Origin of the sequence: Hyphomonas beringensis, from assembly GCF_000682755.1 — a bacterium.
Taxonomy (GTDB): domain Bacteria; phylum Pseudomonadota; class Alphaproteobacteria; order Caulobacterales; family Hyphomonadaceae; genus Hyphomonas; species Hyphomonas beringensis.
Window position 1 is genome coordinate 25,595 of sequence record NZ_AWFF01000028.1, and the last position, 25,611, is coordinate 51,205.

Consider the following 25,611-nt stretch of genomic DNA (forward strand, 5'->3'; position numbering starts at 1 on the left):
CTTCTCCAGCGCCCGGTAGAGGTGAAGTGGAGGAAATCGAATGACTGAGACATCATTGTCACCAGGTCAGGATGAAGAGGCGGCGATTGTCGCCGCCGAGCAGGGCGTTGTGCCAGGTGGGGAAGGCGGCGTTTTCGGCAAGACGGGCTTTGCCTGGGCCTGGTTCGAATGGGCGCGCAATCCCTACTATATTCTCATCATTATCTACGTATTCGCGCCATATTTCGCGCGCGACATTATCGGCGCAGACATTCTGGCCAGCGGAGAGCTGGACGGCATGGACGCGGACACGGCTGCTCAGGTGGCCGGGGCGAAAGGGCAGGCAGTGGTTGCCTCCCTGTCAAAATGGGCAGGCGCGATTGCCGCGCTGACGGCGCCCTTCCTGGGCGCGGCGTTTGACCGGGGCCTGCGCCGCAAGCCGCTGCTCCTACTTTTCCTTGGGGCGCTTTCGGTGCTCAGCTTCCTGCTCTGGTGGGCCATTCCCGGTGAGGCGGGCCTGCCCACAGGTGCGATCATTGGCATCCTGATTGCGGCTTATGTCTGCTACACATTCAGCGAAGTGACGCACAATTCCATGTTGCCGGATGCCGCGCGCCCCGCAGCCTTGCCTGCGGTGTCGGGCATGGGGCTCGCGCTTGGCAATGCGGCGTCGACCCTCTTGTTCGTTGCCATCGTCTTCATGTTTGCCTTGCCGGACATGATGCACTGGCCATTCGCTGAGCCGCTTTTCGGTATTGATACGTCGAAATATGAGCATTTCCGGATTGCCGGGCCGATCTGTGCCGTCTGGCTGATCGTGATGATGCTGCCATTCTTCCTGTATGCGAAAGATACCGGCCGAAAAGGCACGAAATTGTTTCCGTCGGTCAAGCAAGGCGCTCAGAATGTCATTCGCACGGTACGAAAGGCCAGCCAGCACCGTGAAGCGTTCAAATTTCTGATCGCGCGGACAATCTATGCCGATGGCATGTTTGCCCTGCTGGCGCTGTCTGCGGTCTATGTCAGCCTGTTTCTTGGCTGGGGCATTGTCGAGCTGACCGTCTATGCGATCTGGGCCTCGATCTGGGCTGCCGTTGGAGGTGTGGCCGGGGGCTGGTTTGACTCAAAGCTCGGCCCCAAGAATGCCCTTCTGATGGAATTGATGGCGATCGTGCTGATCTTGTTCCTCAGCCTCTCGGTCACGCGGGACTCCATTCTCTACGGGCTGATCGATAACCGAGACTTGTGGAATACCCCTGTCTTCTCCAGCCTGTCAGATGTCTCCTATCTGCTTACCGGGGCGCTGATCGGTGTCTTCGCGACAGCGAACATATCGTCCAGCCGTTCCATGCTGGTGCATGTTGCGCCCAAGCATATGCGGGGAGAGTTCTTTGGCCTCTACGCCATTGCCGGCACGGTAACAGTCTGGATCGGGCCGCTGTTGATCGAGTTGTTCACGACCTGGTCAAACAGCCAGCGCGTCGGCATGTCTGCGATCGCGCTTCTGTTCTTCTGCGGCTTTGCCGTTCTGACCCGGGTGAATGTCAGCAAGGCGCCTGCGGAATAGGGCAGGCGGGGCCCTGTCTGACTTAGCTGGTCGGGCCGAAAACTGCCCCGCCACCTGAGACACGCTCGATCTCGCGAACCCGGCGTGGACGCAGATAGAACTGGCTGCGCAACTTCTGGTCATTGGTCAGGAAGCCCCCAAGGGCGCCGTCATAATTATACTCGACCTCTGAAAAGATTACCGAGCCAGGAGACGAAATGATGCCCTCTGGAACACTCAGGATTGTGCCCTTGGAATAGGGGGTCATCAGGTAGGCATCTGACCAGGCCACGCGGGCATTACCGTCGCCATTGTCCACGATGCTCGTGATCCGCATGCGGGCGGTCCGGGCGCTATAGGGTTGCATCATCACGTCAGCAGCTGCGAACATCTCGCGCATGTCATCATCGGTGACTTTGGCAAGACGGGCTGTCAGGTCACCCAGGCTGGAACTGGTTGACGTTACGCGCCGGTCCACTCTCATCAGCAGGCTGAGTTCAACCGCGCCGAGATAAAGCAGAATGAGGATGGGGGCAATCAGGGCAAACTCAACAGCCGAGACGCCCTTTTCATTATAGCGGATGCCCCGCACACCGCGCCATTTCAGACGCGGGTTCAGCCGGGAAAGAAGGGATTTCTTTGCCATGTCCATCAGTCTCCGAAAGGCTCGTTGCGGAATACGGCATTGGCCTGAAGCAGGTGCCGATTGTCGGGAAGGTTTGCCAGGGGGGCAGAAATGATCGGCGTAATTAGTGGCCATTCATAATAAACCCGAACTGCCACGATTTCATTGGCCTCGCCCGGATCATAGATGAAGCCGACATCATCCAGATTGCCATCTGCATCCTTGGGGGTGCTCATGTCTGCCGCGCTGAATTTGGTCATGGAGCGGACGTCAATGTGAAGCTTGTTGTCACAGCTCAGCAGGTTGAAGAACTCATTGCAGATGTCGCGCCGGAATTCGACTTCCGTATACCCGCTTTCCTGAGCCTGCCCTGTACGGACTTTGCGGGCAGCCTCACTGACCGAGTTCTCGAGGACGGTCGACATGATGAAGATCAGGCAGACCTCAAGAATGCCGAAGATCAGGAAGAAGAACGGGATAGCCACCAGCGCAAACTCGACGGCTGCGGCCCCTTTTCGGTCCTGGCACCAGGCTTCCGCCTTGCGCTGCAGGCGAGCGGTCAGAATTGTAAACGGAATTGTCATCGCGCGGCTTCCCCAAAAGGACATGCAGGTCCAATTGGGACTGTAGCAAAGCACAGTTTTCATGCCGTTGCAGACTTAGGTGAAATTTCACAAATCCCAGCAGACCGCCATGATGTTGGGGCAGGGAAGGGCGCTATTTGCCCTGTGCGCGCCGATCGAGACTGTTTTCCTGGCCAATCACTGAGGAGAAGAAGCTGCGCTCATCTCCCAGGGAAGGCGTTGGTACGCATTCTGGTGCGCAATCATATGTATAGTCTTCGCCGGAGCGATTAACCGTGACGAGATTGCTCGTATCCACCGTGACAATGATGTCGGCGGCATAGACCTGGTCACCGTTTTCATTGAAGGCCATGACATTCGTCGTGCCTGCCGAGCGACCTGTAATGAAGATCAGATTTTCATTATGAACTGCAACATCGGCAACTCTCTGATTGCCGAGCACGACGCTGTCTACTGTCCCATTCAGCTTTACGGGAACCGTTGTGTTTGCTTGTACAGTCAAGGGCTCCGCTATAGCAATTTGCGTCAAAAAGGCGCCCGCCAGCGGCAATGCGCAAAGTTTCCCCGCGAACTTCATGTCTGCCGTCTCCAGAGTAAATCAGCCCGCCAACATTCGCTGAATAAGGTTGCGCCTTTCCTAATAGGGTTCCCAGAAGGTCATCAGGAAACTAGGGGTATACTTTATAATTATACTCAGGCATGGAGGCGGCGAATCAAAAAGCCCAGTGTTTGCAGGGCGTCAAATGGTAAACGAATCACTCATCCGCCTTTATGGATTTTCTGTTTTCTTTCACCTGATATTGAGACTGATACCCTAAGGTCATCACTGTTCCGGGCAGAGAAATCCAAAACCGGGGCAGTTAGAAATGCATGATGGGAGTTTCCAAATGTTTGCACGTTTTCTTAAAGACGAGTCTGGCGCCACGGCTATCGAATACGGCCTGATCGCTGCTCTTATTGCTGTTGCTATCATCGGCGGTGTTACCGCTCTTGGTACGGCTACGAACGCTAAGTTCATCGCAGTGAAAGACGCTATCGCCTAAGCTAGGCGAAACCGTCAACGGTTTGGAAGCCGCCGGGGGAACCTGGCGGCTTTTTTCATGTCTGCTCGGATAAAACTTCCTTCAACCTTTTTCGGCATGGTTCGGGAAAATCAAAGCTTGGGGAAGCGAGATCATGATCCTGACAATTCTTGGCGGCCTGTTTCTGGCACTGTGTGTGTTTGCCGCGCTTCATGATGTAAACCGCCTGACCATACCGAACTGGCTGAACCTTACACTGGCGGTGTTGTTCATTCCGGCCGCGTTCGTTTCCGGCCTGCCCCTGGAAATTCTTGGGGGGCATCTTCTTGCTGCTCTGTGTGCATTCGTCATCGCCTTTGCCCTCTTCGCCTTCAATGTTTTCGGGGGAGGGGATGCCAAGATGATCCCTGCCGTGATGTTATGGCTTGGCCCCAACGTGGCCTTTGAATTCCTGTTCGCAATGGCGATCGCGGGAGGGGCCTGCGCCCTGCTGATCCTGCTCGTGCGCAAGACCATGCCGGTGGAAGTGTTGCCGGGCGCTGTCCGCGCACCTTTTGAGGAAAAGGCGGGTGTTCCGTATGGGGTGGCGATTGCCATCGGTGTTTTCGTTGCCGGTGCCGGGTCTCCATTCCTTAGCGGAGTCTTAAGACAGATCAGTTTTTTCGGTTAACGATGCTTTAGGCCCGGTGTGAAATTGTCGGGGCAAATCGGGTGGGTACATGCCGCAAGTGTGTCTACTCGGACCATGTATCTAGGGGAGTGACATCTGATGTCGCCGATACGTTTGATCATTCTTGTTGGTGCCGCTATCGCAGCCATTGCCGCGGCTTTTCTAGTGCGCAACATGGCGCAAGCTCCCGCGCCGCAAGCGCCTGCGCCGGTCGTTGAGACACAGGAAATTTCCCAGACGCGGGTCCTGGTTGCCAAGCGAAACCTGCAGGTTGGCGAGATGATCGTGCCGGAAGATATGCGCTGGGCCGACTGGCCGGAGAGCAATGTTCTCAATACATACAGCACGGAGGCCGCTGACCCGGACGCCATGGAGAAATTGTCCGGCAGTATTGTGCGTATTCCGATCTATGAAAAAGAGCCGATCATGGACACCAAGCTGGTCATGAAAGGTGATACAGGCACCATGGCTGCGCTGCTGACGCCTGGCATGCGCGCCATCGCCGTAGAAATTTCGGTGGAATCCGCAACGGGTGGCTTCATCCTGCCCAATGACCATGTTGATGTCATCCTCACTTATGAGGTGGCTTCAGGTTCAAGTGGTGGGTCTGGTGATGACAAGATGCCGATCACCAAGACCATACTTCAGAACGTGCGTGTTCTGGCAATCGACCAGGTTTACACCACGGACGAGTTTGGCGGCGCGACGCAGATTGGCAGTACCGCGACGCTGGAAGTTACCGGGGAAGAGGCAGAACTGATTGCCTATTCAGAGCGCCGGGGCCTCCTGTCCCTCTCGCTTCGCTCCTGGTCCGATGTGGGAGAAGGGGAAAGCCGCAAGGCGCGGTCAGATTTGCTCAACTCTGCCGGCGATACGCTAATGGAGAGTGGGGTGGTTGTTTACAAGAATGGACAGCCGGATACGCCGAGTCGGCCTTGGGGACGCTGAACATGAAACCACGCAACAGCATTACGGGCCTCTTCGTCTTGGCCATGGCGGCATCCACGCCGTCCTTTGCGCATGCCGAACCGGGTACGCAGGGCACACGGATTACCTATCCAGGGGAGTCTGAGTCCAGCCAGCGCGTCACGCTGGGCCTCAACAAATCCATGGTGATTGATCTGGACCAGCCGGCTGCTGATGTCGTGATCACGAATCCCAAGATTGCCGATGCTGTTGTGCAGACGGCGCAGCGGATCATTTTCCGCGGGGTCAGCTATGGTCAGACGAATGCGTTCGTCTTTGACCAGTATGGCAAACAGCTGCTGAATCTCGAAATTGGCGTCGAAATGGATATGGCCAATCTGCATTCAACCATCGCGCGTCTGGTGCCCGGCGCCCGCGTCAAGGTCGAAGGCATGAATGGCAATATCGTCATTACCGGGAATGCCAGCAATCTGACGGAATTCGATACGGTTGAGCGCCTCGTCAAGGCCTATGTCGGCTCTGGCAACAATGCCGACATTGTCAATATGATGAGCATCTCCGCCAAGGATCAGGTGCTACTGGAAGTGCGCATCGTGGAGATGCAGCGTAATGCGGTAAAACAGCTGGGCGTCAATCTGAGCGGCAGCCCGACCTTTGGGGATTTGGGAAAGCTTGTTGAGAAACAGCTTTTTCTTCCCGACGCGAATGGTGTTCCGGTAAATGCTGAAACAACCACACTGGAGCCCGGTCTACCCTTCGATTATTCGGGCAACATTGATACCGGCCTGAGTTTTCCTGTGCAGGGAAGAAGCATTGGCGGTCTGAATACAGCTTTCAATTATGCGAACTATGTCGGAGGCGACCTTCAGTCTGCGGTTGGTGTGACGATCAACGCGCTGGAGCGGATTGGCGTGGTCAAGACGCTGGCCGAACCGAACATGGTTGCCATGTCCGGAGAGAGTGCGAAATTCCTGGCGGGCGGCGAGTTCCCTGTGCCTATCGGCCAGGACAATAATGGCCGCATCACGATTGAGTTCAAACCTTACGGTGTCGGTCTCGGCTTCACGCCTGTCGTGCTGTCAGAGGGACGTATCTCTCTCAAGGTGTCCACCGAAGTTTCCGAACTGAGCTCGCAAGGCGCCTATCAGGCTGCCAGCACAACAACGGTCGACAGTGATGGCAATGTCGTCACGCAGGAGGGGGTGACCCTGCCAGCGCTGACGGTGCGGCGCGCAGAATCCACGATCGAGCTGCCGTCTGGTGGCTCCATGATGATGGCCGGCCTGATCCAGTCCCGGTCCCGTCAGAATCTGGATCAGCTGCCCGGTCTGAAGAAACTGCCGGTTCTGGGCGCGCTGTTCCAGTCGCGGGATTTCCTGCAGGAGGAAACAGAGCTGGTCGTGATCGTAACGCCGTATCTGGTTGATCCGACTGCCAAGAACCAGCTGCGTACGCCGGCAGATGGCTATGCGAACGCATCGGACGCGAAGACGATTTTCTTCGGAAAGCTGAACGAACAATATGGCAAGGATGGCGCGCCGGTGGACGCCTCCGATTATCGCAGCCCTGTTGGCTTCATTGAGGAGTAGGGGACGAGGAATGAGCAGATTGAAGACACTATCTTTTGGTCTGGCCGCTGTGACGGCACTGGGCACGTTGGCGGCCTGTTCCAATTACGCGCCGACCGCGGTGCCGAAATCCTATCTTCAGGGGACGGCGCTCGACCGTAACCCGATCGGCGTTGCCAAGCGCACTGAATTTCTCGAAATTGATCTGGACACTTCCGGTAGCGAACTGAGCCTGGCCGACAAGGCGCGGATCAACAATTTCGTGGTCGACTATCGCCAGAAGGGGCATGGTCCGCTGGTCATGTCGCTGCCGACCTCATCGGCCAATCCGCAACTGGCTGTCGCTGCAATCTCCGAGGCACGGACCATCGCCTGGGAAAACGGCGTTCAATATGAAGAGATTTCGGATAGTCATCATGGCACTGAAGAAGACCTGACAGAGCCGCTGATCCTGGCCTATCAGACATATGACGCGATCGCACCGGACTGCCCGTCCATGGCCAGCATGGATTTTGCCGATATCAAATCCAATAATGAGCAGCCGACGCTTGGCTGCGCGGTTCGCACGAATTTGGCTGCCATGATTGCCGATCCGGCCGACCTGCTGGGGCAGCGGGCCCTGGACCCGGCAGATCCGCTGCGCCGCAGCGTTATTCTTGAGAAATTCCGCCAAGGTGAAGCTACAGGCGCGGAGCGGTCCGACAATGAATCCGGGACTGTTTCCACCGCGGTTGGAAACTAGGCCGGGCGAGAGAGGATTGGGCTGAACATGTCACATGACAAAGCACTTTTCGACGACGAGATCGATCCCGATTTCGAGGACGTCTTTGCAGAAGATCCGCTGGCGGATCTGGTCAAACCGTCTGCGGAGCCTGCGGCTGAGACAGGCGCCATGGCCGATGAAGCGGTAACGCCGCCGACTGCAGACAATGACGCTTTCCGGTTCAGCACCGTTGATCGTGCGGGCGGCGACAGCATGTTGCCTGCCATCTCCATCAAGCTGTTCTATGAGCGCGATGAGACTCGCCAATTGCTGGAAACCTGCGCCAATGATCGCCGTATGGGCCGGGCCACAGTGGAGTCCATTCCCGGCGGCATCCCGGCTGCGATTGCCTATATGAGCGAGAATCCGACGCCAAACCTGTTGCTGATCGAATCGTCTGATTCTGCCGGACAGGTGCTTCGGGAGATCGATCAGCTGGCAGAGCATTGCGATGAGACCGTGAAGGTCATGGTCATCGGCAGCGTCAATGACATTACGCTCTACCGCCAGCTGATTGCGCGCGGTGTCAGCGAGTATCTCGTGCCGCCATTCGAGCCGCTTCAGGTCATCCGTTCCATTGGAGAGCTGTTTCACAACCCGGATGCGCCATTTGTCGGTAAGCAGATTTCCGTGGTTGGCGCCAAGGGCGGGGTAGGGTCCTCCACGATTGCACACAATCTGGCCTGGGCCCTGGCAGAGAATGTGAAGGTCAACACCACGCTGGTGGATCTGGACCTCTCCTTCGGCACAACAGCGCTGGACTTCAACCAGGAGACGCCGCAGACCATCGCCGATGCCCTGCTGGCACCGGAACGGGCCGACGACACCGTTGTCGAGCGCCTGTTGGCCAAGCCGACGGAGCGCCTGTCACTGTTCACCGCGCCCGCCACGATCAATCAGATCATGGATATTCCCGACGAGTCCTATTCCATGGTGATCGACGTCGTTCGCCGTAATGTGCCCTATGTGGTGCTGGACCTGCCGCATGTCTGGTCCGCCTGGATGCTGGAGACGCTGGTCGCGTCTGATGAGGTGATCGTTGTCTGCCAGCCAGACCTCGCCTCCCTGCGCAACGGCAAGAATTTTATCGACCAGCTGAAGGCCAAACGGCCGAACGACAATCCGCCCCGCCTTGTCTTGAACATGAGCGGTGTGCCGAAGCGTCCCGAAATTCCGGTAAAGGACTTCGCCGCCGCCATCGGCGTGGAGCCAGAAATCATCCTTCCCTTCGAGCCAGAACTGTTCGGCACGGCGGCCAATAATGGCCAGATGATTTCCGAAACGGACGCGGCCTCGAAATCCTCGCAAGCCATTGACCATCTGGCCTGTGCCATGTCTGGCCGGACAATCGAGCCGGTCGAGAAATCCTTCTTCAAGAAACTGCTTGGCAAATAGCCCTTAGGGAGCCCTGAATGGCCTTCGGCAAACGATCAGCATCCAGCACACCTGAGCCGGCGCCAGTTGCGCCGAAGCCCAAGGCTGTGCCTGCTGCTGTGCCGCGTCCTCAGGCGCAAAAGCCGAAAACCCCGGCCCCGGTTGCCGTAAAGGGCGCGCCCAAACCACCATCCGCGCAAGGAAAGCCCGTTCAGGTCAAGGCGCCGGAGCCAAAGCCGGAACCTGTGCGTCAGGTGAACCAGCAGTCCGAGCAATACTACGCCACCAAGACGACGATCTTCAACGCGCTGATCGATACGATCGACCTGTCACAGCTGGCACAGCTGGACGCGGAAAGCGCCCGCGAAGAGATTCGCGATATTGTTGTCGAGATCATCAGCATCAAGAATGTGGTGATGTCGATTTCCGAGCAGGAACAGCTGCTCGATGATATCTGTAACGACGTGCTCGGCTATGGCCCGCTGGAGCCACTGCTCGCACGGGATGACATTGCCGATATCATGGTGAACGGTGCCGACACGACCTATATCGAGGTCAATGGCAAGATCGAGCGGACGAATATCCGCTTCCGGGACAATGCCCAGCTGATGAATATCTGTCAGCGCATCGTGAGCCAGGTTGGCCGCCGCGTCGATGACTCCTCACCTATCTGTGACGCGCGTCTTCTGGATGGCTCCCGTGTCAACGTCATCGCGCCGCCACTGGCGATTGATGGCCCGACCCTGACCATTCGTAAGTTCAAGAAGGACAAGCTGAAGCTGCAGGACCTCGTGAACTTCGGCTCGATTTCCGAGCCGGGGGCGGAGATTCTCCGCATCATCGGTCGCGCCCGCTGTAACATCCTGATCTCCGGTGGTACCGGTTCAGGCAAGACGACACTGCTGAACTGTCTGACGGGATTCATTGACCCGACCGAGCGCGTCATCACCTGCGAAGACTCCGCCGAACTTCAACTCCAGCAGCCGCATGTGGTGCGTCTCGAAACCCGCCCGCCGAACATTGAAGGCTCTGGCGAAATCACGATGCGCGACCTTGTAAAGAACTGTCTGCGTATGCGTCCTGAGCGGATCATCGTGGGCGAGGTGCGTGGGCCCGAGGCATTTGACCTGTTGCAGGCCATGAACACCGGCCATGACGGCTCCATGGGAACGTTGCACGCCAACAGTCCGCGCGAAGCCTTGTCCCGTGTGGAGTCCATGATCACGATGGGCGGCTTCTCCCTGCCAGCAAAAACGATCCGTGAGATGATTGTTGGTTCGATTGATGTTGTCGTGCAGGCCTCCCGCCTGCGGGATGGCTCTCGCCGCATCATGAACATCACCGAGGTGATGGGTCTGGAAGGGGATACAATCGTGCTTCAGGATGTGCTGAAGTTCGAGATCGAAGGCGAAGACGAGGATAGCCGGGTTGTCGGGTCGCACCGTGGCACAGGCGTTGGCCGCCCGCGCTTCTGGGAGCGCGCTTCCTATTACAGTCTTGAACGAGAGCTGGGCGCCGCGCTGGACGCCCTGGGGAACTGAGGCATGGCAGGTAACATGATCATCTACATGGTCGCCGCTCTGGCCTTCCTGGCGATTGCCGGCATCGGTATTGCCATGACTTCGGAAAAGAACGAAGCGGCCCGCAAGCGTGTGAAGGCCATCGGGTCTGGGCAGACCATCAATGGCAAGGGCCGCGACACACGCATTCTGGATGAGAATGCAAAGCGCCGCCAGAAGACACAGGAAATGCTGGACAAGCTGCGCAAGCAGGACCAGGAGCGCCGCAAATCCGTTCGTCCGCAAGACCTGAAAACCAAGCTGACGCAGGCTGGCCTTGATATCTCGCCCACCATGTTCTGGCTGTTCTCGCTGGTGTCGGGCATTTTTCTCGGTGGCTTTCTCTACATCACCGGCTTTGATGGCCTGACGATCAGCGGGATTGTCCTGAAAAGTCAGCCGGTCATCGTAGGCGGGGCCTTCTTTGCCGGCATGTTCGGCTTCCCGCGCTTTATGGTCAATATGCTGACCACCCGGCGCAACAAGAAGATGATCAACCAGTTCGCGGATGCGCTCGACATCATCGTGCGGGGTGTGAAATCCGGCCTGCCGTTGAACGAATGTGTGCGGATCATTGCCAAGGAAAGCCCTGAGCCGTTGCGCGCCGAGTTTGCTATCCTGGCAGATAATCTTGCCATGGGTGCAGGCATGGAGCGCTCGCTGAACAGTTTCTACAAGCGTGTGCCGCTTCAGGAAGTGAACTTCTTTGTCATCGTGCTGCTGATCCAGTCCAAGGCCGGGGGTAACCTCTCCGAGGCCCTGAACAACCTTTCCAATGTGATCCGCTCCCGGAAAATGATGCGGGAGAAAGTCAAGGCGATGTCTTCCGAGGCGAAGGCGTCCGCCATGATTATCGGGTCCTTGCCCTTCGTGGTCGGCTTCCTCGTCTATCTGACGACCCCCGCTTATATCATGCTGCTCTTCACGGAAGAGGCTGGGCACTTGTTTATAGCCATCGGTGTTGTGCTGATGACCTTGGGCGTCCTGACGATGCGCAAGATGATCAATTTCGACATGTAGGGGAGGGGCCGGATGTACAATACGCTTGTTTCGCTGGCTCGCCCTGAGGCGATCGCGTCAATTCTGGTGGCACTGGCCGTGTTCGGTACAGTCCTGTCCATCATGCTGCCCTATCTGAAGACGGATAAACTCGAAACGCGTCTCAAGGCGGTGACGGAGCAGCGCGAGAAACTGCGCAAGCAGAACCGCGCCGAGCTGGAAAATCGCGGGCTTCGCCGCACCGATGATTCCATGGTCGGAAACATTTCGTCCAAGCTGAATCTCGCAAAGGCTCTGGAAGATCCGAACGTCGCCGCAACGCTGAGCAAGGCCGGCCTGCGGGGGCCCGGCCCGCTGTCCGCCTTCTATTTTGCACGGATGACGCTGCCCTTTGTCGGCGCATTTCTGATGTTCCTCTACATCTTCTATGTGAATGATCACGGCCTGCAGGGGCCGATGCGCTATGGCTCGTTGCTGTTTGGTGCGGCGGCGGGGTTCTATGCGCCGAATATCTACATCTCAAACCTGGCTCAGAAGCGTCAGAAGTCGATCATGCGTGCCTTTCCCGATGCGCTGGACATGCTGCTGATCTGTGTCGAATCCGGCATGTCGATCGAGGTGGGCTTTTCCAAGGTCAGCCAGGAAATCGGCTCTGCCTCTCCGGAACTGGCCGAAGAGTTCGGCTTGACGGTGGCGGAACTCGCCTATCTGCCGGAACGCCGCCAGGCCTATGAGAACCTTGCCAAGCGGACAGGGCATGAAGGCGTGAAGGCTGTCTGTATGGCCCTGGGCCAGGCAGAGCGCTACGGGACGCCGCTGGGCGATGCCCTGCGCGTCATGGCCAAGGAAAACCGCGACATGCGTATGGCGCAGGCCGAGAAGAAGGCCGCTGCGCTGCCAGCCCAGCTGACCGTACCGATGATCATGTTCTTTCTGCCGGTTCTGTTCCTTGTGGTGCTGGGCCCGGCCTATCTCACCTTCAAGAAATCGCAGATGAATGAAGAACCGCCGGCGCCCGTGACGCGCCAGTCCTGATCTTCTGCTGCTCTTGATGTTCTAAAATCTATTCGCCGGACCGGCGCAGGCGCAAACCTGTCGAGCTGGCCTCCGGCGCGCTGTCTTCCGCATTCGTGGCAACAGGCGGTGTGGCCGGTGTGGGTTTGGTCTTCTCTACGGGCGGGGCAGACCGTTTCGCTGCTGGTGCCTCGGCCTCCAGCGCTTCCCAAGAGCGGACCGGCTGAATCATGTCCTGAAGCAGTTTTGCATTCTGTTCCACCACGCCTTGCGGGGCGTGCCGGCTGCTAATCTCTGCCATCTCGTCATACTTGCCCTGCAGCCCCAGGATCAGGGCCAGATTTTCCGTCACACGCACGTCCGCGTCCGGCTGAGCGGCGGCCAGCCGCAGCTTTTCCTCCGCAGCGATCAGGTTTCCGCTGAGGGCCAGGGACAGACCGTAATTCGTCAGTGTGGAGGTTCGGGTCGGCTCCAGCAGCAGGGCCTGCGTATAGGCCCGCTGCGCATCTTCGTGACGGTCCAGCTTGTCCAGAGACGTGCCGAGCGCAGCCCAGCCCTCGGCCCGGTCAGGCGCGGTGCGCGTTGCCTGCTCGAAGGCGCGGGCGGAGGCGACAATGTCATTCTGCGTAGACAGGGCCTTGCCCAGTGCAATCAGCAGGTCTGGATCCCCGGGATGCACGACCAGAACCTGGGAGAGAACTTCAATCGCCCGTTCATCGGAGCCAATGCCGCGGAGCGCGCTGGCAAAACTCAGCGCCTTATCCAGATTGTCCGGATCCTTGGCATGTTCTTTGGCCCAGAAATTGGCCTTGGTCAGAGGGTCTGCGCGGTTGGCAGCAGCAACTTCTTCGGGGGTTGCGGGCTGCATGGCCGCCTCAACCGCTTGCGCATAGTCCTGCTCTACCTGTTCAGCCGGGTCCGGACTTGTCGCGCAGGCGCTCAGCACAACAGCGAGTGCAGCCAGTGACGTTTTGGCTCTGGACATGGACAGGCTCCGGGTTTGTATCAGTTATAGCCAAAAGGGACTCTGGCGGCATGGCGTCAAGGATCAGTTAACGCCCCGGCAGTTTCCATTAACTCTCGCCGCTGAAAGGCCTGTTTGAATGCATAAGAGTTTCACCGCCGACCCCACGGGCGCCGTTGACGTCTTCCTCTACACATCTGCTGCCTTCAAGGGACTGGAGAACGATCCCTTCCCATCCGCGCGGGCGACGGCCAAGGCGCTGGGCTTTACCGCGGCGGCCGGGCAGGTCGCGATGATCCCCGGGGAAGGGGGCACGCTGGGAAAAGTGCTGTTCGGCCTGGGCAAGGGCAAGGATGCGCTGGCGGTCGCGGCCCTCTCAGGCAAGCTGCCCAAGGGCAGCTACAGCATCGCCGAGAATGGCGGTCTTCCTTTCGAGCAGATCGCTGCAGGCTGGGCAGACGGCGCGTATCGTTTTGATCGCTACCTGAAAGACAAGGCCAAGCCGCCGCAACTCGTCATTCCGGAAGATGAGGATGCCGACGCGCTGAGCCGTGAAGCCGATGCCTGCGCGCTTGTGCGCGATCTGGTCAACACGCCCGCCCAGGATATGGGGCCACAGCATGTCGAAGGCGCGATTGCCGAGATTGCCGGAAAGTTCGGCGCCAAGCTGACGACCATTGTGGGTGACGATCTGCTGAAAGAGAACTACCCCATGGTCCACGCTGTGGGCCGCGCCGCGACCTATGCGCCGCGCTTCATGGAGCTGGAATGGGGTGACCCGACCAATACGCGCATCGCGCTGGTGGGCAAGGGCGTGACGTTTGACTCCGGTGGCCTGGACCTGAAGCCCGGCTCCGGCATGCGGATCATGAAGAAGGATATGGGCGGCTCGGCCCATGTCATCGCACTGGCGCAGCTGATCATGAGCGCCAATTTGCCGGTGCATCTGAAGCTGTATGTGCCCTCGGTCGAGAATGCCGTGGCGGGGGATTCCTTCCGTCCGGGAGACGTGCTGACCAGCCGCAAGGGCCTGACGGTCGAGATCGACAATACAGATGCCGAGGGTCGGCTCATCCTGGCCGATGCGCTGACGCGGGCCTGCGAGGAAAAGCCGGACGTTCTGATCGATTTCGCCACGCTGACCGGCGCGGCGCGGGTCGCTCTGGGGCAGGAGCTTGCGCCTTATTACACCGATGACGAAGCCATGGCAGAGGCCATTCAGGCGGGGTCTGAAGTGTCCGGCGATCCGGTCTGGCGTATGCCGCTATGGGACCCGTATCTGGCCGATCTGCAAAGCCCGATCGCAGACCTCGTCAATTCCGGCGGACGCTTTGCAGGCTCCATCACGGCAGGCCTGTTCCTGAAACAGTTCGTGGACGCGCCCAGCTGGACGCATCTGGATGTCTGGGCATGGCGTCTTGGCAAGTATGGGCGCCCGGAAGGCGCCGCCGCTTGCGGTCTGCGCGCGATCTGGAAGACTTTGCAGAACCGTTACTCGGCCTGATCAGTCGACAATCTGGGGGCTAAGCACCTGAACTTTTGACAGGCGCTTGGCTTCCCGGACGCGTCCGCGCAGCACCAGCGTGTCAATATTTTCCGGGTCTGCCGCCATGGCGTCTTCCACATCGGCCATGGCCGGGTCCAGCTTGTCGAGATTCAGGCGAGCCTCCGCGCGGAACTGGTGCGCAGTGGCAAGGCCGGGCTGCAGAGAGATGGCCTTGTCGAGATCAGCTTCCGCCTCGTCCCATTTTTCCTGCATCAGATAGGCGCTGGCCCGGTCAATCAGCAGGTCCGGTACATTCGGCTTCAGCTTCAGCGCATTGGTCAGCGTCAGTTCGGCCGCTTCCGGCGCGCCGGCCTGCAGCCAGGCATTGCCGGCCTGGGTCAGGTATTCTGCGCGTTGTTCCAGCGTGCCGCCATCAACGGCATTGGCCAGGTTTTCCAGCCGGGCTGCGCCTTCATCGGGGCGGCCAAGGGCGATCAGGGCGAGCGCCGTGCACTGGCGCGCGCCGGGACGGTTGCCCTGATAGGTCCAGGCGAGGCCGTCTTCATAGGCCTCTTCCGCATCCACTTCGATCTTGGCCACGCAGGCTTCGAGGCGTTCAGCTTCACGTGTATCGAAACTGGCCGTCGCACTTTGCGACAGGAAGAGAGAGGCTGTGGCCAGGGCAAGGAGGGACATGGATCATGGGCTCCGGAGGACTATATGACTGATCTTAGACCCGACGGGAAAGGCCAGCGCAAATGACAGATCAGCCATCTCTGCTTTTTGTCTTCGGACTTGGCTATAGCGCATTACAGCTGGCAGAGCGGCTGAAACCGCTGGGCTGGCAGGTGCATGGCACAGTGCGCACAGGCGAAAAAGCCGAGACATTACAGGCAAAAGGCATCCGTGCGCAGGTTTGGGAAGGGCAGGGCGTGCCGGAAATTCCAGATGGGGCGCACTGGCTGGTGACGTTGCCGCCGGACGCAGATGGCTGCCCCGCTGCACGGGCCGCCAGCCATGCCGAAGCAAAGCCCGCATCGGTGACGTATCTTTCGACAACCGGGGTCTATGGAGACCTGAAGGGCGGTTGGGCGATGGAGTGGAGCCCCCTCAATCCGGGCTCTGACCGGGCGGCGGCGCGGGTGAAGGCCGAACAGCAATGGCTGGAGGCGGCAGATGGCGCTCTGCGGTCTGTGCGGCTGCCGGGCATTTATGGGCCGGGCCGCTCTCCCTTCGACAAGTTGCGAAAAGGCAAGGCTACCCGCACTGTGAAACCGGGACAGGTTTTTTCCCGCGTGCATGTTGATGACATTGCGGCGGGCCTTGAGGCCCTGATGCTGCGCCCGCAAATAAGTGGCGTGTTCCATCTGTGTGATGATGAACCTGCTCCGCCGCAGGATGTGACCGCCTATGCGGCTGAACTGCTGGGCATCGCGCCGCCACCGGAAGTGCCTTTCAAGGACGCAGACCTCAGCCCCATGGCGCGCAGTTTCTATGCCGAGTGCAAGCGGGTTTCCAATGCGCGGGCAAAGGCTGCTCTTGGCTGGCAGCCAGCCTATCGCACGTATCGCGAAGGTCTGGCGGCTGTGCTGCAGGCAGAAGAGGGCGCCCCATAAAAAAGCCCCCTCCGTAATCGGAAGGGGCAGGTATAGAGGGGTATTTTTATTGGGGGTGAAATTAGGCGGTCACAGACTCGAGCTGGCGAGCGTGTTTGCCTTCACAGATTTCCTCAACAATCTTGGCGTTGAAGTCTCCGAGGTCATCCGGGGAGCGTGAGGTGACAAGGCCACCATCAACGACCACGGACTGGTCTTTCACTTTACCGCCGGCATTGCGCAGATCCTGCTGGATGGCCGGGAAACCGGTAACTTCGCGTCCGTCCACCAGATTGGCAGAAATCAGGACCTGTGGGCCGTGACAGATGGCGAAGACGGGTTTCTTCTGTTCAAAGAACTTTGAAACGAAATCCTTGGCGCGGTCATTGGTGCGCAGGGCGTCCGGGCTGAACAGACCGCCGGGGATCAGCAAGGCGTCGAAATCATCTGCCTTTGCCTCTTCCAGAGACATGTCGACATGGAAGCTGTCACCATGCTCACGGTGCTTGTTCGCGTGGATGAAGCCTTTTTCGATGGAAACGATTTTCGTTTCACCGCCTGCGGCTTCGATGGCTTCTTTAGGAGATGTCAGTTCGATCTGCTCAAATCCGTCAGCAGCCAGAATTGCGAGTTTACGACCTTCAGCGCGTTGGTTTGACATGGAATATGCCTCCTTGCTTCGTGTTATCCGCGCTGCGACCCTGTTGGGGGAGCGCGGCGGACAGGATCATCCCGTCCATCACACAATCAATGGGTGAGGCCCGTGTGTTGTTCCGATTAAATAGCGGAAAGGTCAGCGCTGCTCAGCGGGCCGCTTCTGCTATGTCGGCGCAGGTGGCCTTCAGGCGCGCAATATCCTGTTCGCGGGAGAGGCGGTGATCACCATCCTTAATCAGGGTAAAGACGAGATCTTCGCTGGTAATCGCCTCGACCAGGCGCTCTGCGTGCTGCCATGGCACATCCGCGTCCTGCATGCCCTGAAGAATGCGGACCGGCACTCCGAGATCAATCGGCGCGTCAAGAATCTGCCAGGTCCGGCCATCTTCGATCAGCGCGCGCGTGATCGTGTAGGGCTCTCCATAATCGGAGGGGCGCAGCGTGAAGCCCTTGTCCATGATCTCTGCCTGCGCCTCTGCGGAAAATTCCGGCCACATCAACTTCTCGGTAAAGTCCGGTGCAGGCGCAATCAGGACGAGGCCGGCGATGCGTTCGCGGCGGGCGAGGGCAGACAGGAGTGCCATCCAGCCGCCCATGCTGGAGCCGACCAGGACCAGCGGGCCTGTCGTATGCGCGTCAATTGCGGCGAGGGCATCTTCGCGCCAGGCGGAAATCGTCCCGTCTTCAAACGCGCCATCGGATTCGCCGTGACCGGAATAATCGAACGCCAGGAAGCCATGGCCCTCGGCGCTGGCCCAGTTCTCCAGCTCCGTCACTTTTGTGCCGCTCATGTCGGATTTGAAACCGGACAGCCAGACAAAGGTCAGGTCCGAACGAGACGGGGACGACGCCCGGTAAGCGAGGCGACGTCCCTCAGGGGAGGTGAAATAGGTCGTTGTCATTCCTCTCCCGTTCCTCCATCTCTCTCGCCTGTCAAGCGAGTGGGAGGTAGCGCGCTGTGGACGAATTCCCGGATCTGACCGGAAAGACCATTCTTCAGGTGGCCCCGGAGCTCTCTGCGGGCGGGGTTGAGCGCACCGTGCTGGAAGTCACCGAAGCGATTGTCAGCGCTGGCGGGCGGGCCTTGCTGGCCAGCAAGGGCGGACGGCTGGAGAAGGACTTCGAATCGCTTGGCGGCGAATTGTTTCGCATGGATGCCAAGACCAAGAACCCCGTCACGATCAAGCTGAATGAAGGCAAGCTGAAGCGCCTGATTGAGCGGGAAGGGGTGGACCTTGTGCATGCCCGCTCCCGTGCGCCGGCCTGGAGCGCCTACAAGGCTGCCCGCGCCATGGGTGTGCCATTCGTGACGACCTATCATGGCGCGTATTCCGGCACATCCTCTCTCAAGAAGACATACAATTCGGTGATGGCGAAGGGCGATATCGTGATCGCCAATTCGCAATGGATCGCCGAACATGTGAAGGAAGAGCATGGCGTGCCGGATGAAAAGATCGTCACCATTCCGCGCGGTGTGGATCTGGAGGTGTTTCACCCGATTGCCGTTGCCCCGTCCCGCGTGACCGCCATCCGCCAGTCCATGGGCCTGGAGAATGATGATCGTCTCGTTTTGTTGCTGCCGGGCCGCCTGACAGAGTGGAAAGGCCAACTGGTCGCGATTGAGGCGCTGGGCCTGCTGGCGCCGGAAGAGCGCGAGAAGCTGGTGCTCGTGCTGGCCGGGGATGCACAGGGCCGCAAGAATTATGTCACGCGGCTGGAAGAGGCGGTGGTCGCCAATGGGCTCGACCGCGGCGTGGTCATGTCAGAGCACATCACCGATATGCCGGCGGCCTATATGGCGAGCGACATCGTGCTCGCCCCGTCGATCCGCCCGGAAGCCTTTGGCCGTGTGGCCGCAGAGGCCTCTGCCATGTGCCGACCTGTTGTCGTGACAGATCATGGCGGCGGACGGGAAACCGTGATCGAGGGCGAAACAGGCGCGCGCGTCGAGCCGGGCAATGCGCAGTCGCTGGCCGGGGCCATTCGCGCCTTGATTTCCATCGGAGAAGAGGCCCGCAGCGGCATGGGACGGGCCGGTCAACTGCATGTTCGCAAGCATTTCTCCAAGCGGGGGCTTCAGGCGGCGACGCTCGGCGTCTATAAGACCCTGCTTGAATAGGGAAAACTGAGGCAAGCATGACAAAACCGGGCAGGTCTGCCAGTCCCGTTAATCCGGGGGAGAGTGCGCGCAAGGTGCTGGTGATCAAACTCAGCGCCCTGGGCGACTTCGTGCTTTCGCTGGGCGCGATGAAAGCCGTGCGTGAAGCCCACCCCAAGGCGCGGATCACCCTGCTGACCACGCCGCCCTACAAGGAGTTTGCTGAGCTATGCCCCTATGTGGACGAGGTGGAAACCGATGGCCGCCCGGAAGGGATGAAGGCCACCGCCGCGCTGATCCAGCGTATCCGCAAGGCGAAGTATGACATCATCTATGATTTCCAGACGAGCGGCCGCACAAAGAATTACTACACCGCGCTGAATCGTACTGGCCGCCCGCCGCTCTGGTCCGGCCATCATGAGAAGGCCGCTTTCTTCCACGACAATGCCGACCGCAAGACAATGCACTCCATCGACCGGCTGGCAGAGCAGCTGGAAGTGGCCGGCGTCGCACCGGGGGGCCGTTGGCTGGGCAATAGCTCGCCGAAGCCGGACCTCTCATGGGTGCGCCCGAAGCTGCGGGATGCGCCGCGTCTGCAGCCGGCCTATTTCAGCCTGGAGCAGCCTTATATGCTGCTGATCCCCGGTGCCTCGGCGCACCGAGAGGCCAAGCGCTGGCCGGTGGAGAATTATGCCGAACTGGCAAAACGTGTTGCAGAGCGGGGCATTACGCCGGTCATCATTGGCGGCAAGGCGGAAGGCCAGCTGGCGCAGGAGATCGTGCGCAAGGAGCCGCGCGCGAAAAGCCTGACCACGCGGACGGATCTGTTCCAGATCGTCACCCTGGCCGAGAAGGCGCTGTTCGTTGTGGGCAATGATACCGGTCCGATGCACATGGCCGCGATTGCTGGCGCGCCGGGCATCGCCCTGTTTGCCCTGAATGAGAGCAATCCGGACCATGCCGCCCCGCGCGGGGCGAAGACGATCATCATAAATTCCGCCCCGACACTGGCGGAACTCAGCGTGGATGATGTCTGGCAATCGGTCAGGGCGCTAGGTGTGCTGCCGTCTTGACGTGGCCGTCGAAGTGTAGAATTGCCGACCGCCTTGAATATGCCTGCATTTACACGCATATTCAGGCATTCTTGAAATAGCGACAAAGGAGATTCGCCATAGCTCGCAGACCAGACATGGGTGGACCGCAGAAAACCGCCGGCCCACGTATCAATGATGACATCCGCGCCGCCAAAGTTCTCTTGATTGATGAGAACGGGGAAAAACAGGGCGTGATGCCCCTCTCGGCTGCACTGGATGCAGCACGTGAAGCCTCAATGGACCTTGTGGAGGTGTCTCCAAATCAGGAGGTGCCCGTCGTCAAGATTCTCGACTATGGCAAGCTTCGGTTCGAGGAGCGCAAGAAGAAGGCTGCTGCGAAGAAAAAGCAGAAGTCTTCCGAGCTCAAAGAGATCAAGATGCGCCCCAATATCGACGTGCATGACTATGGCGTGAAGTCCAAGGCCATGGCGCGCTTCTTTGAGGCAGGCGACAAGGTGAAAGTCACGCTGCGCTTCCGCGGTCGTGAAATGGCGCACCAGCATCTCGGCATGGAACTGCTTCAGCGCGTCAAGGAAGACTTCGATGAAGTTGCCAAGGTTGAGCTGGAGCCGAAACTCGAAGGCCGCCAGATGACCATGGTCCTGGCGCCGCGATGAAGATGCGTACTTTCCTTCTGGCCAGCTCTGCAGCGCTGCTGCTGGCCGCTTGTGGCGGAGAAAGCTCCGCACCGGCCGACGATGAGGTGTTGGTTACAGAGCCCCCGGTCGTTGTTACGCCGGATGAAACGCCCGCCGAGGACATGGCCTCTGATGAGAGCGTGACCCCGGAAATGGACCCGTTGGACCAGGTGGAAGATACTTGCGGCATGACGGACCTTGAAAGCTATATCGGACAGGTCGCCAGCGAGATTCCGGAAGATGAGCTGCCGGAGTCCGCGCGTATCGTCGCGCCGGATACCCAGGTGACCGAGGATTACAGGCCGACGCGCCTGAATGTGCTGACCGATGAGGATGGCATCATCCTCAGCATGAAGTGCGGGTGAGGGTTTGGTCTTTACTACCAACCTTAAGTGTTGCGGTTCGCGCTAATGTATTATCAGGAGAGGGAGGCGTATTTGAACGCCTCCACTCTCAACTAGCTGCGGGGGCAGAACTATCGTGTTTCATAAGAAACTTTATGCGTCTTTAGTCGCTGGAGTAGTGCTGACTGGTTGCGCTACGTCCGGGATTGGCGATTTTTCCTCTCAAGACATTCAAAAAATGATGCAGGAATTTGAAGGGCGCGTCTCAGCACAACGAGACGCTTATCCCGGTTATCCGAGGGTCGGGACAACTTACATGTCGTTTTCCCCAGACCATGGATTTCAAGTGACGTATTATGAGAGCGAGAGCCGCTCTTGGTTGTGGTATGGAGGTAACGACATAGCGCTTCCTGCGGAGTGGAAGCTTGAGAAAAAGGATGTCGACGAAACTGGCGCACATCAATTGGCTGGTGATCAAACCCTGATTTGTTGGAAGTATGGGGCAAACACTTACAATTCTTCCACTGTAACAACAGGCGGCAAGTTTCAATGTACCGCCTTGGTAAATGCACTGCAGGTGACCGTGAGTTCGTTGGATGGCGATCCATTCAACCTCTCCAGCGGAGCGGTGCCTTACGTTAGAGAGAAGTGCGATGCCCCCGATGAATTCGTGATCCAGACCGACACGACGCTCTACAGTAATGTGGGCATAGAAGACTGTATGTAGGGTGAACTGACTGTGCAGGGGTGGCTCGCCCGAATTGCCCCGATCAGCTTAGGCCGCCGCCATTTCAGGCAACACGAAAAGCCGGACGGGCCCACAGCCCTCCGGTTTTTTGTTTGTAACACGCGGAGAGCACAAAAGGCCGCGTATCGATACAGAGGTAGGAGGGATCAGGTTGCGACCCTGTCTCTCCGCGCGCCGGGGCCATGGAAACCCCCATTCCGGCATGTCACCACCGAAATGACAGGATTGAGATTACAGGCAGGGGCTTTGCGCCGGATTGGCGAAGGCCGATCCCTTGCGATAAAGGGGGTGTCAGACCCGTCAGGGCAGGGGAGTGGCTGGGTGCCTTTCCCCAGTAGTGACGCTGCTTTTAAAGGATTCACCCCCTTGATTCCTGTGCGCCGATCCGTCATAAGCCGCCACTTCCGAGCAATGCGGGCGAACGGCATGCCCCTTTGACTCATGAACCCTGGGCCGCCGCAAGGTGTGAGCTCAACTAGAGGAGAGATGAAATGCCGAAGATGAAGACGAAAAAGGCCGCTGCAAAGCGGTTCAAGATCACGGCAACCGGAAAGCTGAAGCACGGCGTCGCTGGCAAGCGTCACCGCCTGATCAGCCACAATGCGAAGTACATCCGTCAGAACCGCGGCACCAAGCTGGCCGCAAAAGCTGACGTTGCCCGCGTTGTGAAGAAATTCCTGCCCTACGGCCTCTAGGCCCGTATCCGTTCAAGATCTTGACCAAGGAGGCCTAGATGCCCCGTTCACGTAATAAAGTTCCCGCCCACGCCCGCCACAAGAAGATTCTGAAGCAGGCAAAGGGTTTCCGTAACCGCCGCAAGAATACGTTCCGCATCGCGCACCAGTCTGTCTGGGAAGCCGGTCAGTACGCCTATGTTGGCCGCAAGGTGAAGAAGCGGAAATTCCGCTCCCTGTGGATCCAGCGTATCAACGCTGCTGTGCGCATTCACGATGACGAGATGAACTATTCGCAGTTCATCAACGGCCTGACCAAAGCCGGCGTCGAAGTCGACCGTAAGGTCATGGCTGACATCGCCGTGCGCGAGCCGGAAGCATTTGGTGCCCTGGTCAAACAGGCCAAGGCTGCCCTCGCTTAACTTGCCATCAAGGCACAAGTGACAAAGCCCGGCCCTTAAAGCCGGGCTTTTTCTTTAAGGGCGTTTGCAACCTGCTTCGAAGCGCCTAAAAAGCCCGCGCGAACAGAAAAGGGAATTTCCCCCGTGTCCGATATCAATACGATTGAAACAGAAGCCCTCGCGTCAATTGAGTCTGCCGGTGATCTTGGCGCGCTTGAAGACATCCGCGTGGCAGAGCTGGGCAAGAAGGGCCGCGTATCCGGCCTGATGAAGCAGCTGGGCGGCATGAGCCCGGAAGAGCGCAAGGAAATGGGGCCGAAGCTCAATGCGCTGAAGACGCGCGTTGATGACGCCATCCGCACCCGCAAGGAGATGCTGGAAGCGGCCGCGCTGGAGGCTCAGCTGGCCAGCGAAAAGGTCGACCTGTCCCTGCCGCCGGCGCCAGGCCCAAAGGCTGGCGCGCTGCACCCCGTCATGCAGGTATTTGAAGAAATCGCCGCGATCTTTGGCGATATGGGCTTCACCGTGGCCGAAGGCCCGGACATGGAAGATGACTGGCACAATTTCACGGCGCTGAACTTCCCCGAAGGCCACCCGGCGCGCGAGACGCACGACACCTTCTTTATGAAGGCGCAGGAAGGGGACGACCCCAAGGTTCTGCGCACGCATACATCGCCGGTACAGATCCGCAGCATGATGACCCAGCAGCCGCCGATCCGCATCATCGTGCCGGGCCGGGTTTACCGGAATGACTGGGACGCGACGCACACGCCGATGTTCCACCAGGTCGAAGGCCTCGTGATCGAGAAGAACACGCATATGGGCCACCTCAAAGGCTGCCTGATCGACTTTGTGAAAGCCTTCTTCGAGGTCGACGAAGTCGAGGCGCGGTTCCGCCCGCACTTCTTCCCGTTCACTGAGCCGTCTGCCGAGATGGATGTGAAATACACCCGCAAGGGCGAGACGATCGAGATCGGTGCTGGCGACAGCTGGATGGAGATTCTTGGCTCCGGCATGGTGCATCCGAACGTTCTGCGCAATTGTGGCATCGATCCGAAAGAGTATCAGGGCTTTGCCTTCGGAATGGGCGTCGACCGCCTGGCCATGCTGAAATACGGCATGCCGGACCTGCGCCCGTATTTCGAAGCGGACCCGCAATGGACGCGCCATTACGGCTTTGCGCCGTGGGCAACGCCCAGCGTCAGCGGTGGGCTGTCGTGACAGACAGCGCCGTATCATCTGACCTGCCGAAATGGACCTTCGGGGACGGCCCCGAACTGGCCGACCGGCTGGCGGCTCTGATCGTGGCGGGCGTGAAAACGGCGTCCTGCAGCGATATGAGCATCGACCCGCCGCCGGTTGAAGGCGAGCGCGGCTATCTGATGTGCGGCGATGGCAGACCGGTGGCGATCCTGGAAACCCAGACCATCACGCCGATGAAGTTTGCGGATATGACGCAGGAGCTGGCAGCGCTGGAGGGGGAGGGCGACCTCAGCCTGGACTACTGGCAGCGCGCCCACCGGACATATTTCACCCGTAATGGCGTGTTCGCTGAAGACATGGACATTCTGTTCGAGACGTTTCGGCTCGTGGAAATCCTCGACGATGACTTCGCGGCTCAGGCGCCCAACCACCTTGCGCAGGAACGCGCCGGGGCGACGCTTTAGGGGGCAGGCATGGGTAATGGTAACAAAGCGGAAATGCTGATCGCGATCTGCGCGGTACTGACCAGCGTGATTGCCCTGTTCGTTGCATGGGATCAGGGCCGCGTCATGCGGGCCCAGCAGCATGGTTCGGTTTACCCTGTGCTGCAGGTGGATGGCTTTGTGTCCAGTACATCGACAAGACGTTCCCTTGGCCTCCGCCTCAGCAATAGTGGTGTGGGGCCTGCGCTGATCGAGTCTGTGACGCTGCTGGAAGGTGGTGAGCCGATTGACGGGTTTGAGAGCCATCGCGAAAGCCTGCCGCCAGGCTATGATCTGTCCTGGAGCGGAGCAACGGGACGGGCGCTGGCGCCTGACCAGATGATCACACCCGTTGAGGTGGCCTGGCCGGTTGAGGCATTGTCCCAGGACGATTTTTACGAAGTTGCCGGGGAGTGGGACGATCTGGCGCTTGAGATTTGTTATTGCTCTGTTTTTGAGCGGTGCTGGAAACTGCGCGGCATCGGCACGGCGAGAGCCGAACGCGTCAACCGCTGTGAACGCAGCGACCGAGATATATTTGAAGAACTCCGTACACCTGCACCTTCTGCAGGTATTGAGACTCCCGAAGTGGAATAG

Annotated in this window: 29 protein-coding genes; 22 read left to right on the forward strand and 7 right to left on the reverse strand. The window is 59.0% G+C overall.

The genetic code is table 11. The features are described from left to right. The first annotated feature begins 40 nt into the window (after positions 1–40). Positions 41–1,546, forward strand: a complete 1,506-nt coding sequence (locus HY29_RS04965; RefSeq protein ID WP_034793365.1) for an MFS transporter — start codon at positions 41–43, stop codon at positions 1,544–1,546. A 22-nt stretch (positions 1,547–1,568) separates the two neighbouring features. Here the strand turns inward: HY29_RS04965 and HY29_RS04970 are convergent, their stop codons facing one another. The 3 genes from HY29_RS04970 to HY29_RS04980 all read right to left on the reverse strand — a co-directional run bounded on the left by HY29_RS04970 (position 1,569) and on the right by HY29_RS04980 (position 3,236). Continuing rightward, the gene (locus tag HY29_RS04970; protein WP_241765138.1) at positions 1,569–2,171 is read right to left on the reverse strand and encodes a TadE/TadG family type IV pilus assembly protein; all 603 of its coding nucleotides are present in this window, start codon (positions 2,169–2,171) and stop codon (positions 1,569–1,571) included. Between the two features lie 5 nt (positions 2,172–2,176). Next, positions 2,177–2,734: a TadE/TadG family type IV pilus assembly protein gene (locus tag HY29_RS04975; protein WP_034793640.1), complete on the reverse strand. Its 558-nt coding sequence runs from the start codon at positions 2,732–2,734 to the stop codon at positions 2,177–2,179. Positions 2,735–2,867: 133 nt separating this feature from the next. After that, positions 2,868–3,236: a pilus assembly protein N-terminal domain-containing protein gene (locus tag HY29_RS04980; protein ID WP_162176671.1), complete on the reverse strand. Its 369-nt coding sequence runs from the start codon at positions 3,234–3,236 to the stop codon at positions 2,868–2,870. 385 nt (positions 3,237–3,621) lie between these two features. Between HY29_RS04980 and HY29_RS18800 the strand changes: the two genes are divergently transcribed. The 9 genes from HY29_RS18800 to HY29_RS05020 all read left to right on the forward strand — a co-directional run bounded on the left by HY29_RS18800 (position 3,622) and on the right by HY29_RS05020 (position 12,651). Next, positions 3,622–3,777 (forward strand): Flp family type IVb pilin, encoded by a 156-nt coding sequence (locus tag HY29_RS18800; protein WP_081811236.1) that lies wholly within the window; start codon positions 3,622–3,624, stop codon positions 3,775–3,777. Between the two features lie 133 nt (positions 3,778–3,910). Next, positions 3,911–4,426, forward strand: a complete 516-nt coding sequence (locus HY29_RS04985) for an A24 family peptidase (protein WP_034793371.1) — start codon at positions 3,911–3,913, stop codon at positions 4,424–4,426. Between the two features lie 99 nt (positions 4,427–4,525). Then, positions 4,526–5,374, forward strand: a complete 849-nt coding sequence (cpaB, locus tag HY29_RS04990) for a Flp pilus assembly protein CpaB (protein WP_051601138.1) — start codon at positions 4,526–4,528, stop codon at positions 5,372–5,374. Between the two features lie 2 nt (positions 5,375–5,376). Further along, positions 5,377–6,942: a type II and III secretion system protein family protein gene (locus HY29_RS04995; RefSeq protein WP_034793385.1), complete on the forward strand. Its 1,566-nt coding sequence runs from the start codon at positions 5,377–5,379 to the stop codon at positions 6,940–6,942. A 10-nt stretch (positions 6,943–6,952) separates the two neighbouring features. Beyond that, positions 6,953–7,663, forward strand: a complete 711-nt coding sequence (locus HY29_RS18290) for a CpaD family pilus assembly protein (protein WP_051601139.1) — start codon at positions 6,953–6,955, stop codon at positions 7,661–7,663. Between the two features lie 27 nt (positions 7,664–7,690). Continuing rightward, positions 7,691–9,079 carry a CpaE/TadZ family protein gene (locus HY29_RS05005; protein WP_034793429.1) on the forward strand — a complete coding sequence of 463 codons (1,389 nt, stop codon included), beginning with the start codon at positions 7,691–7,693 and terminating at the stop codon, positions 9,077–9,079. Positions 9,080–9,096: 17 nt separating this feature from the next. Next, positions 9,097–10,599, forward strand: a complete 1,503-nt coding sequence (locus HY29_RS05010) for an ATPase, T2SS/T4P/T4SS family (RefSeq protein WP_034793431.1) — start codon at positions 9,097–9,099, stop codon at positions 10,597–10,599. Between the two features lie 3 nt (positions 10,600–10,602). Next, entirely contained in the window at positions 10,603–11,637 is a 1,035-nt protein-coding gene (locus HY29_RS05015) for a type II secretion system F family protein (RefSeq protein WP_034793433.1), read from the forward strand. Positions 11,638–11,649: 12 nt separating this feature from the next. Further along, positions 11,650–12,651, forward strand: a complete 1,002-nt coding sequence (locus HY29_RS05020; RefSeq protein ID WP_034793436.1) for a type II secretion system F family protein — start codon at positions 11,650–11,652, stop codon at positions 12,649–12,651. Positions 12,652–12,679: 28 nt separating this feature from the next. On the opposite strand, the gene HY29_RS05025 is transcribed toward HY29_RS05020, so the two are convergent. Next, positions 12,680–13,615 (reverse strand): tetratricopeptide repeat protein, encoded by a 936-nt coding sequence (locus HY29_RS05025; RefSeq protein ID WP_051601141.1) that lies wholly within the window; start codon positions 13,613–13,615, stop codon positions 12,680–12,682. A gap of 118 nt (positions 13,616–13,733) precedes the next feature. Here HY29_RS05025 and HY29_RS05030 point away from each other — a divergent pair, with 118 nt between their 5' ends. Then, positions 13,734–15,098 (forward strand): leucyl aminopeptidase family protein, encoded by a 1,365-nt coding sequence (locus tag HY29_RS05030; RefSeq protein WP_034793438.1) that lies wholly within the window; start codon positions 13,734–13,736, stop codon positions 15,096–15,098. Here HY29_RS05030 and HY29_RS05035 read toward each other — a convergent pair whose 3' ends face one another. Beyond that, a complete protein-coding gene (locus HY29_RS05035; protein WP_034793440.1) occupies positions 15,099–15,776 on the reverse strand; it encodes a tetratricopeptide repeat protein in 678 nt (225 codons plus the stop codon). A gap of 62 nt (positions 15,777–15,838) precedes the next feature. Between HY29_RS05035 and HY29_RS05040 the strand changes: the two genes are divergently transcribed. Then, a complete protein-coding gene (locus HY29_RS05040; RefSeq protein WP_034793443.1) occupies positions 15,839–16,696 on the forward strand; it encodes an SDR family oxidoreductase in 858 nt (285 codons plus the stop codon). 61 nt (positions 16,697–16,757) lie between these two features. On the opposite strand, the gene HY29_RS05045 is transcribed toward HY29_RS05040, so the two are convergent. Together HY29_RS05045 and HY29_RS05050 are read right to left on the reverse strand one after the other, a co-directional pair. Then, on the reverse strand, positions 16,758–17,336 hold the full coding sequence (locus tag HY29_RS05045; protein ID WP_034793446.1) for a type 1 glutamine amidotransferase domain-containing protein: 579 nt from the start codon (positions 17,334–17,336) through the stop codon (positions 16,758–16,760). 142 nt (positions 17,337–17,478) lie between these two features. Beyond that, positions 17,479–18,234 carry an alpha/beta fold hydrolase gene (locus HY29_RS05050; RefSeq protein ID WP_034793448.1) on the reverse strand — a complete coding sequence of 252 codons (756 nt, stop codon included), beginning with the start codon at positions 18,232–18,234 and terminating at the stop codon, positions 17,479–17,481. Between the two features lie 56 nt (positions 18,235–18,290). On the opposite strand from HY29_RS05050, the gene HY29_RS05055 reads away from it, so the two are divergent. From HY29_RS05055 to HY29_RS05100, 10 genes are all read left to right on the forward strand, one after another. Continuing rightward, complete coding sequence (locus HY29_RS05055; RefSeq protein WP_034793451.1) at positions 18,291–19,451, forward strand: glycosyltransferase family 4 protein; 1,161 nt, start codon at positions 18,291–18,293, stop codon at positions 19,449–19,451. Positions 19,452–19,468: 17 nt separating this feature from the next. Further along, positions 19,469–20,503, forward strand: a complete 1,035-nt coding sequence (locus tag HY29_RS05060) for a glycosyltransferase family 9 protein (protein WP_051601142.1) — start codon at positions 19,469–19,471, stop codon at positions 20,501–20,503. A gap of 116 nt (positions 20,504–20,619) precedes the next feature. Next, the gene (gene infC / locus HY29_RS05065; RefSeq protein ID WP_034793454.1) at positions 20,620–21,141 is read left to right on the forward strand and encodes a translation initiation factor IF-3; all 522 of its coding nucleotides are present in this window, start codon (positions 20,620–20,622) and stop codon (positions 21,139–21,141) included. Continuing rightward, positions 21,138–21,527, forward strand: coding sequence for an I78 family peptidase inhibitor (locus HY29_RS18295; protein WP_051601143.1), 390 nt, complete (start codon positions 21,138–21,140; stop codon positions 21,525–21,527). The genes infC and HY29_RS18295 overlap by 4 nt, the downstream gene beginning before the upstream one ends. Before the next feature lie 115 nt (positions 21,528–21,642). Then, positions 21,643–22,233 (forward strand): hypothetical protein, encoded by a 591-nt coding sequence (locus HY29_RS05075; protein WP_155838207.1) that lies wholly within the window; start codon positions 21,643–21,645, stop codon positions 22,231–22,233. A 512-nt stretch (positions 22,234–22,745) separates the two neighbouring features. Next, the gene (rpmI, locus tag HY29_RS05080; RefSeq protein ID WP_034793460.1) at positions 22,746–22,949 is read left to right on the forward strand and encodes a 50S ribosomal protein L35; all 204 of its coding nucleotides are present in this window, start codon (positions 22,746–22,748) and stop codon (positions 22,947–22,949) included. A 38-nt stretch (positions 22,950–22,987) separates the two neighbouring features. After that, the gene (gene rplT / locus HY29_RS05085; protein ID WP_034793463.1) at positions 22,988–23,350 is read left to right on the forward strand and encodes a 50S ribosomal protein L20; all 363 of its coding nucleotides are present in this window, start codon (positions 22,988–22,990) and stop codon (positions 23,348–23,350) included. 123 nt (positions 23,351–23,473) lie between these two features. After that, entirely contained in the window at positions 23,474–24,550 is a 1,077-nt protein-coding gene (gene pheS, locus HY29_RS05090) for a phenylalanine--tRNA ligase subunit alpha (protein WP_034793466.1), read from the forward strand. Further along, positions 24,547–24,996: an ASCH domain-containing protein gene (locus tag HY29_RS05095; RefSeq protein WP_206741928.1), complete on the forward strand. Its 450-nt coding sequence runs from the start codon at positions 24,547–24,549 to the stop codon at positions 24,994–24,996. The genes pheS and HY29_RS05095 overlap by 4 nt, the downstream gene beginning before the upstream one ends. 9 nt (positions 24,997–25,005) lie before the next feature. Beyond that, positions 25,006–25,611: a hypothetical protein gene (locus tag HY29_RS05100; RefSeq protein ID WP_034793470.1), complete on the forward strand. Its 606-nt coding sequence runs from the start codon at positions 25,006–25,008 to the stop codon at positions 25,609–25,611.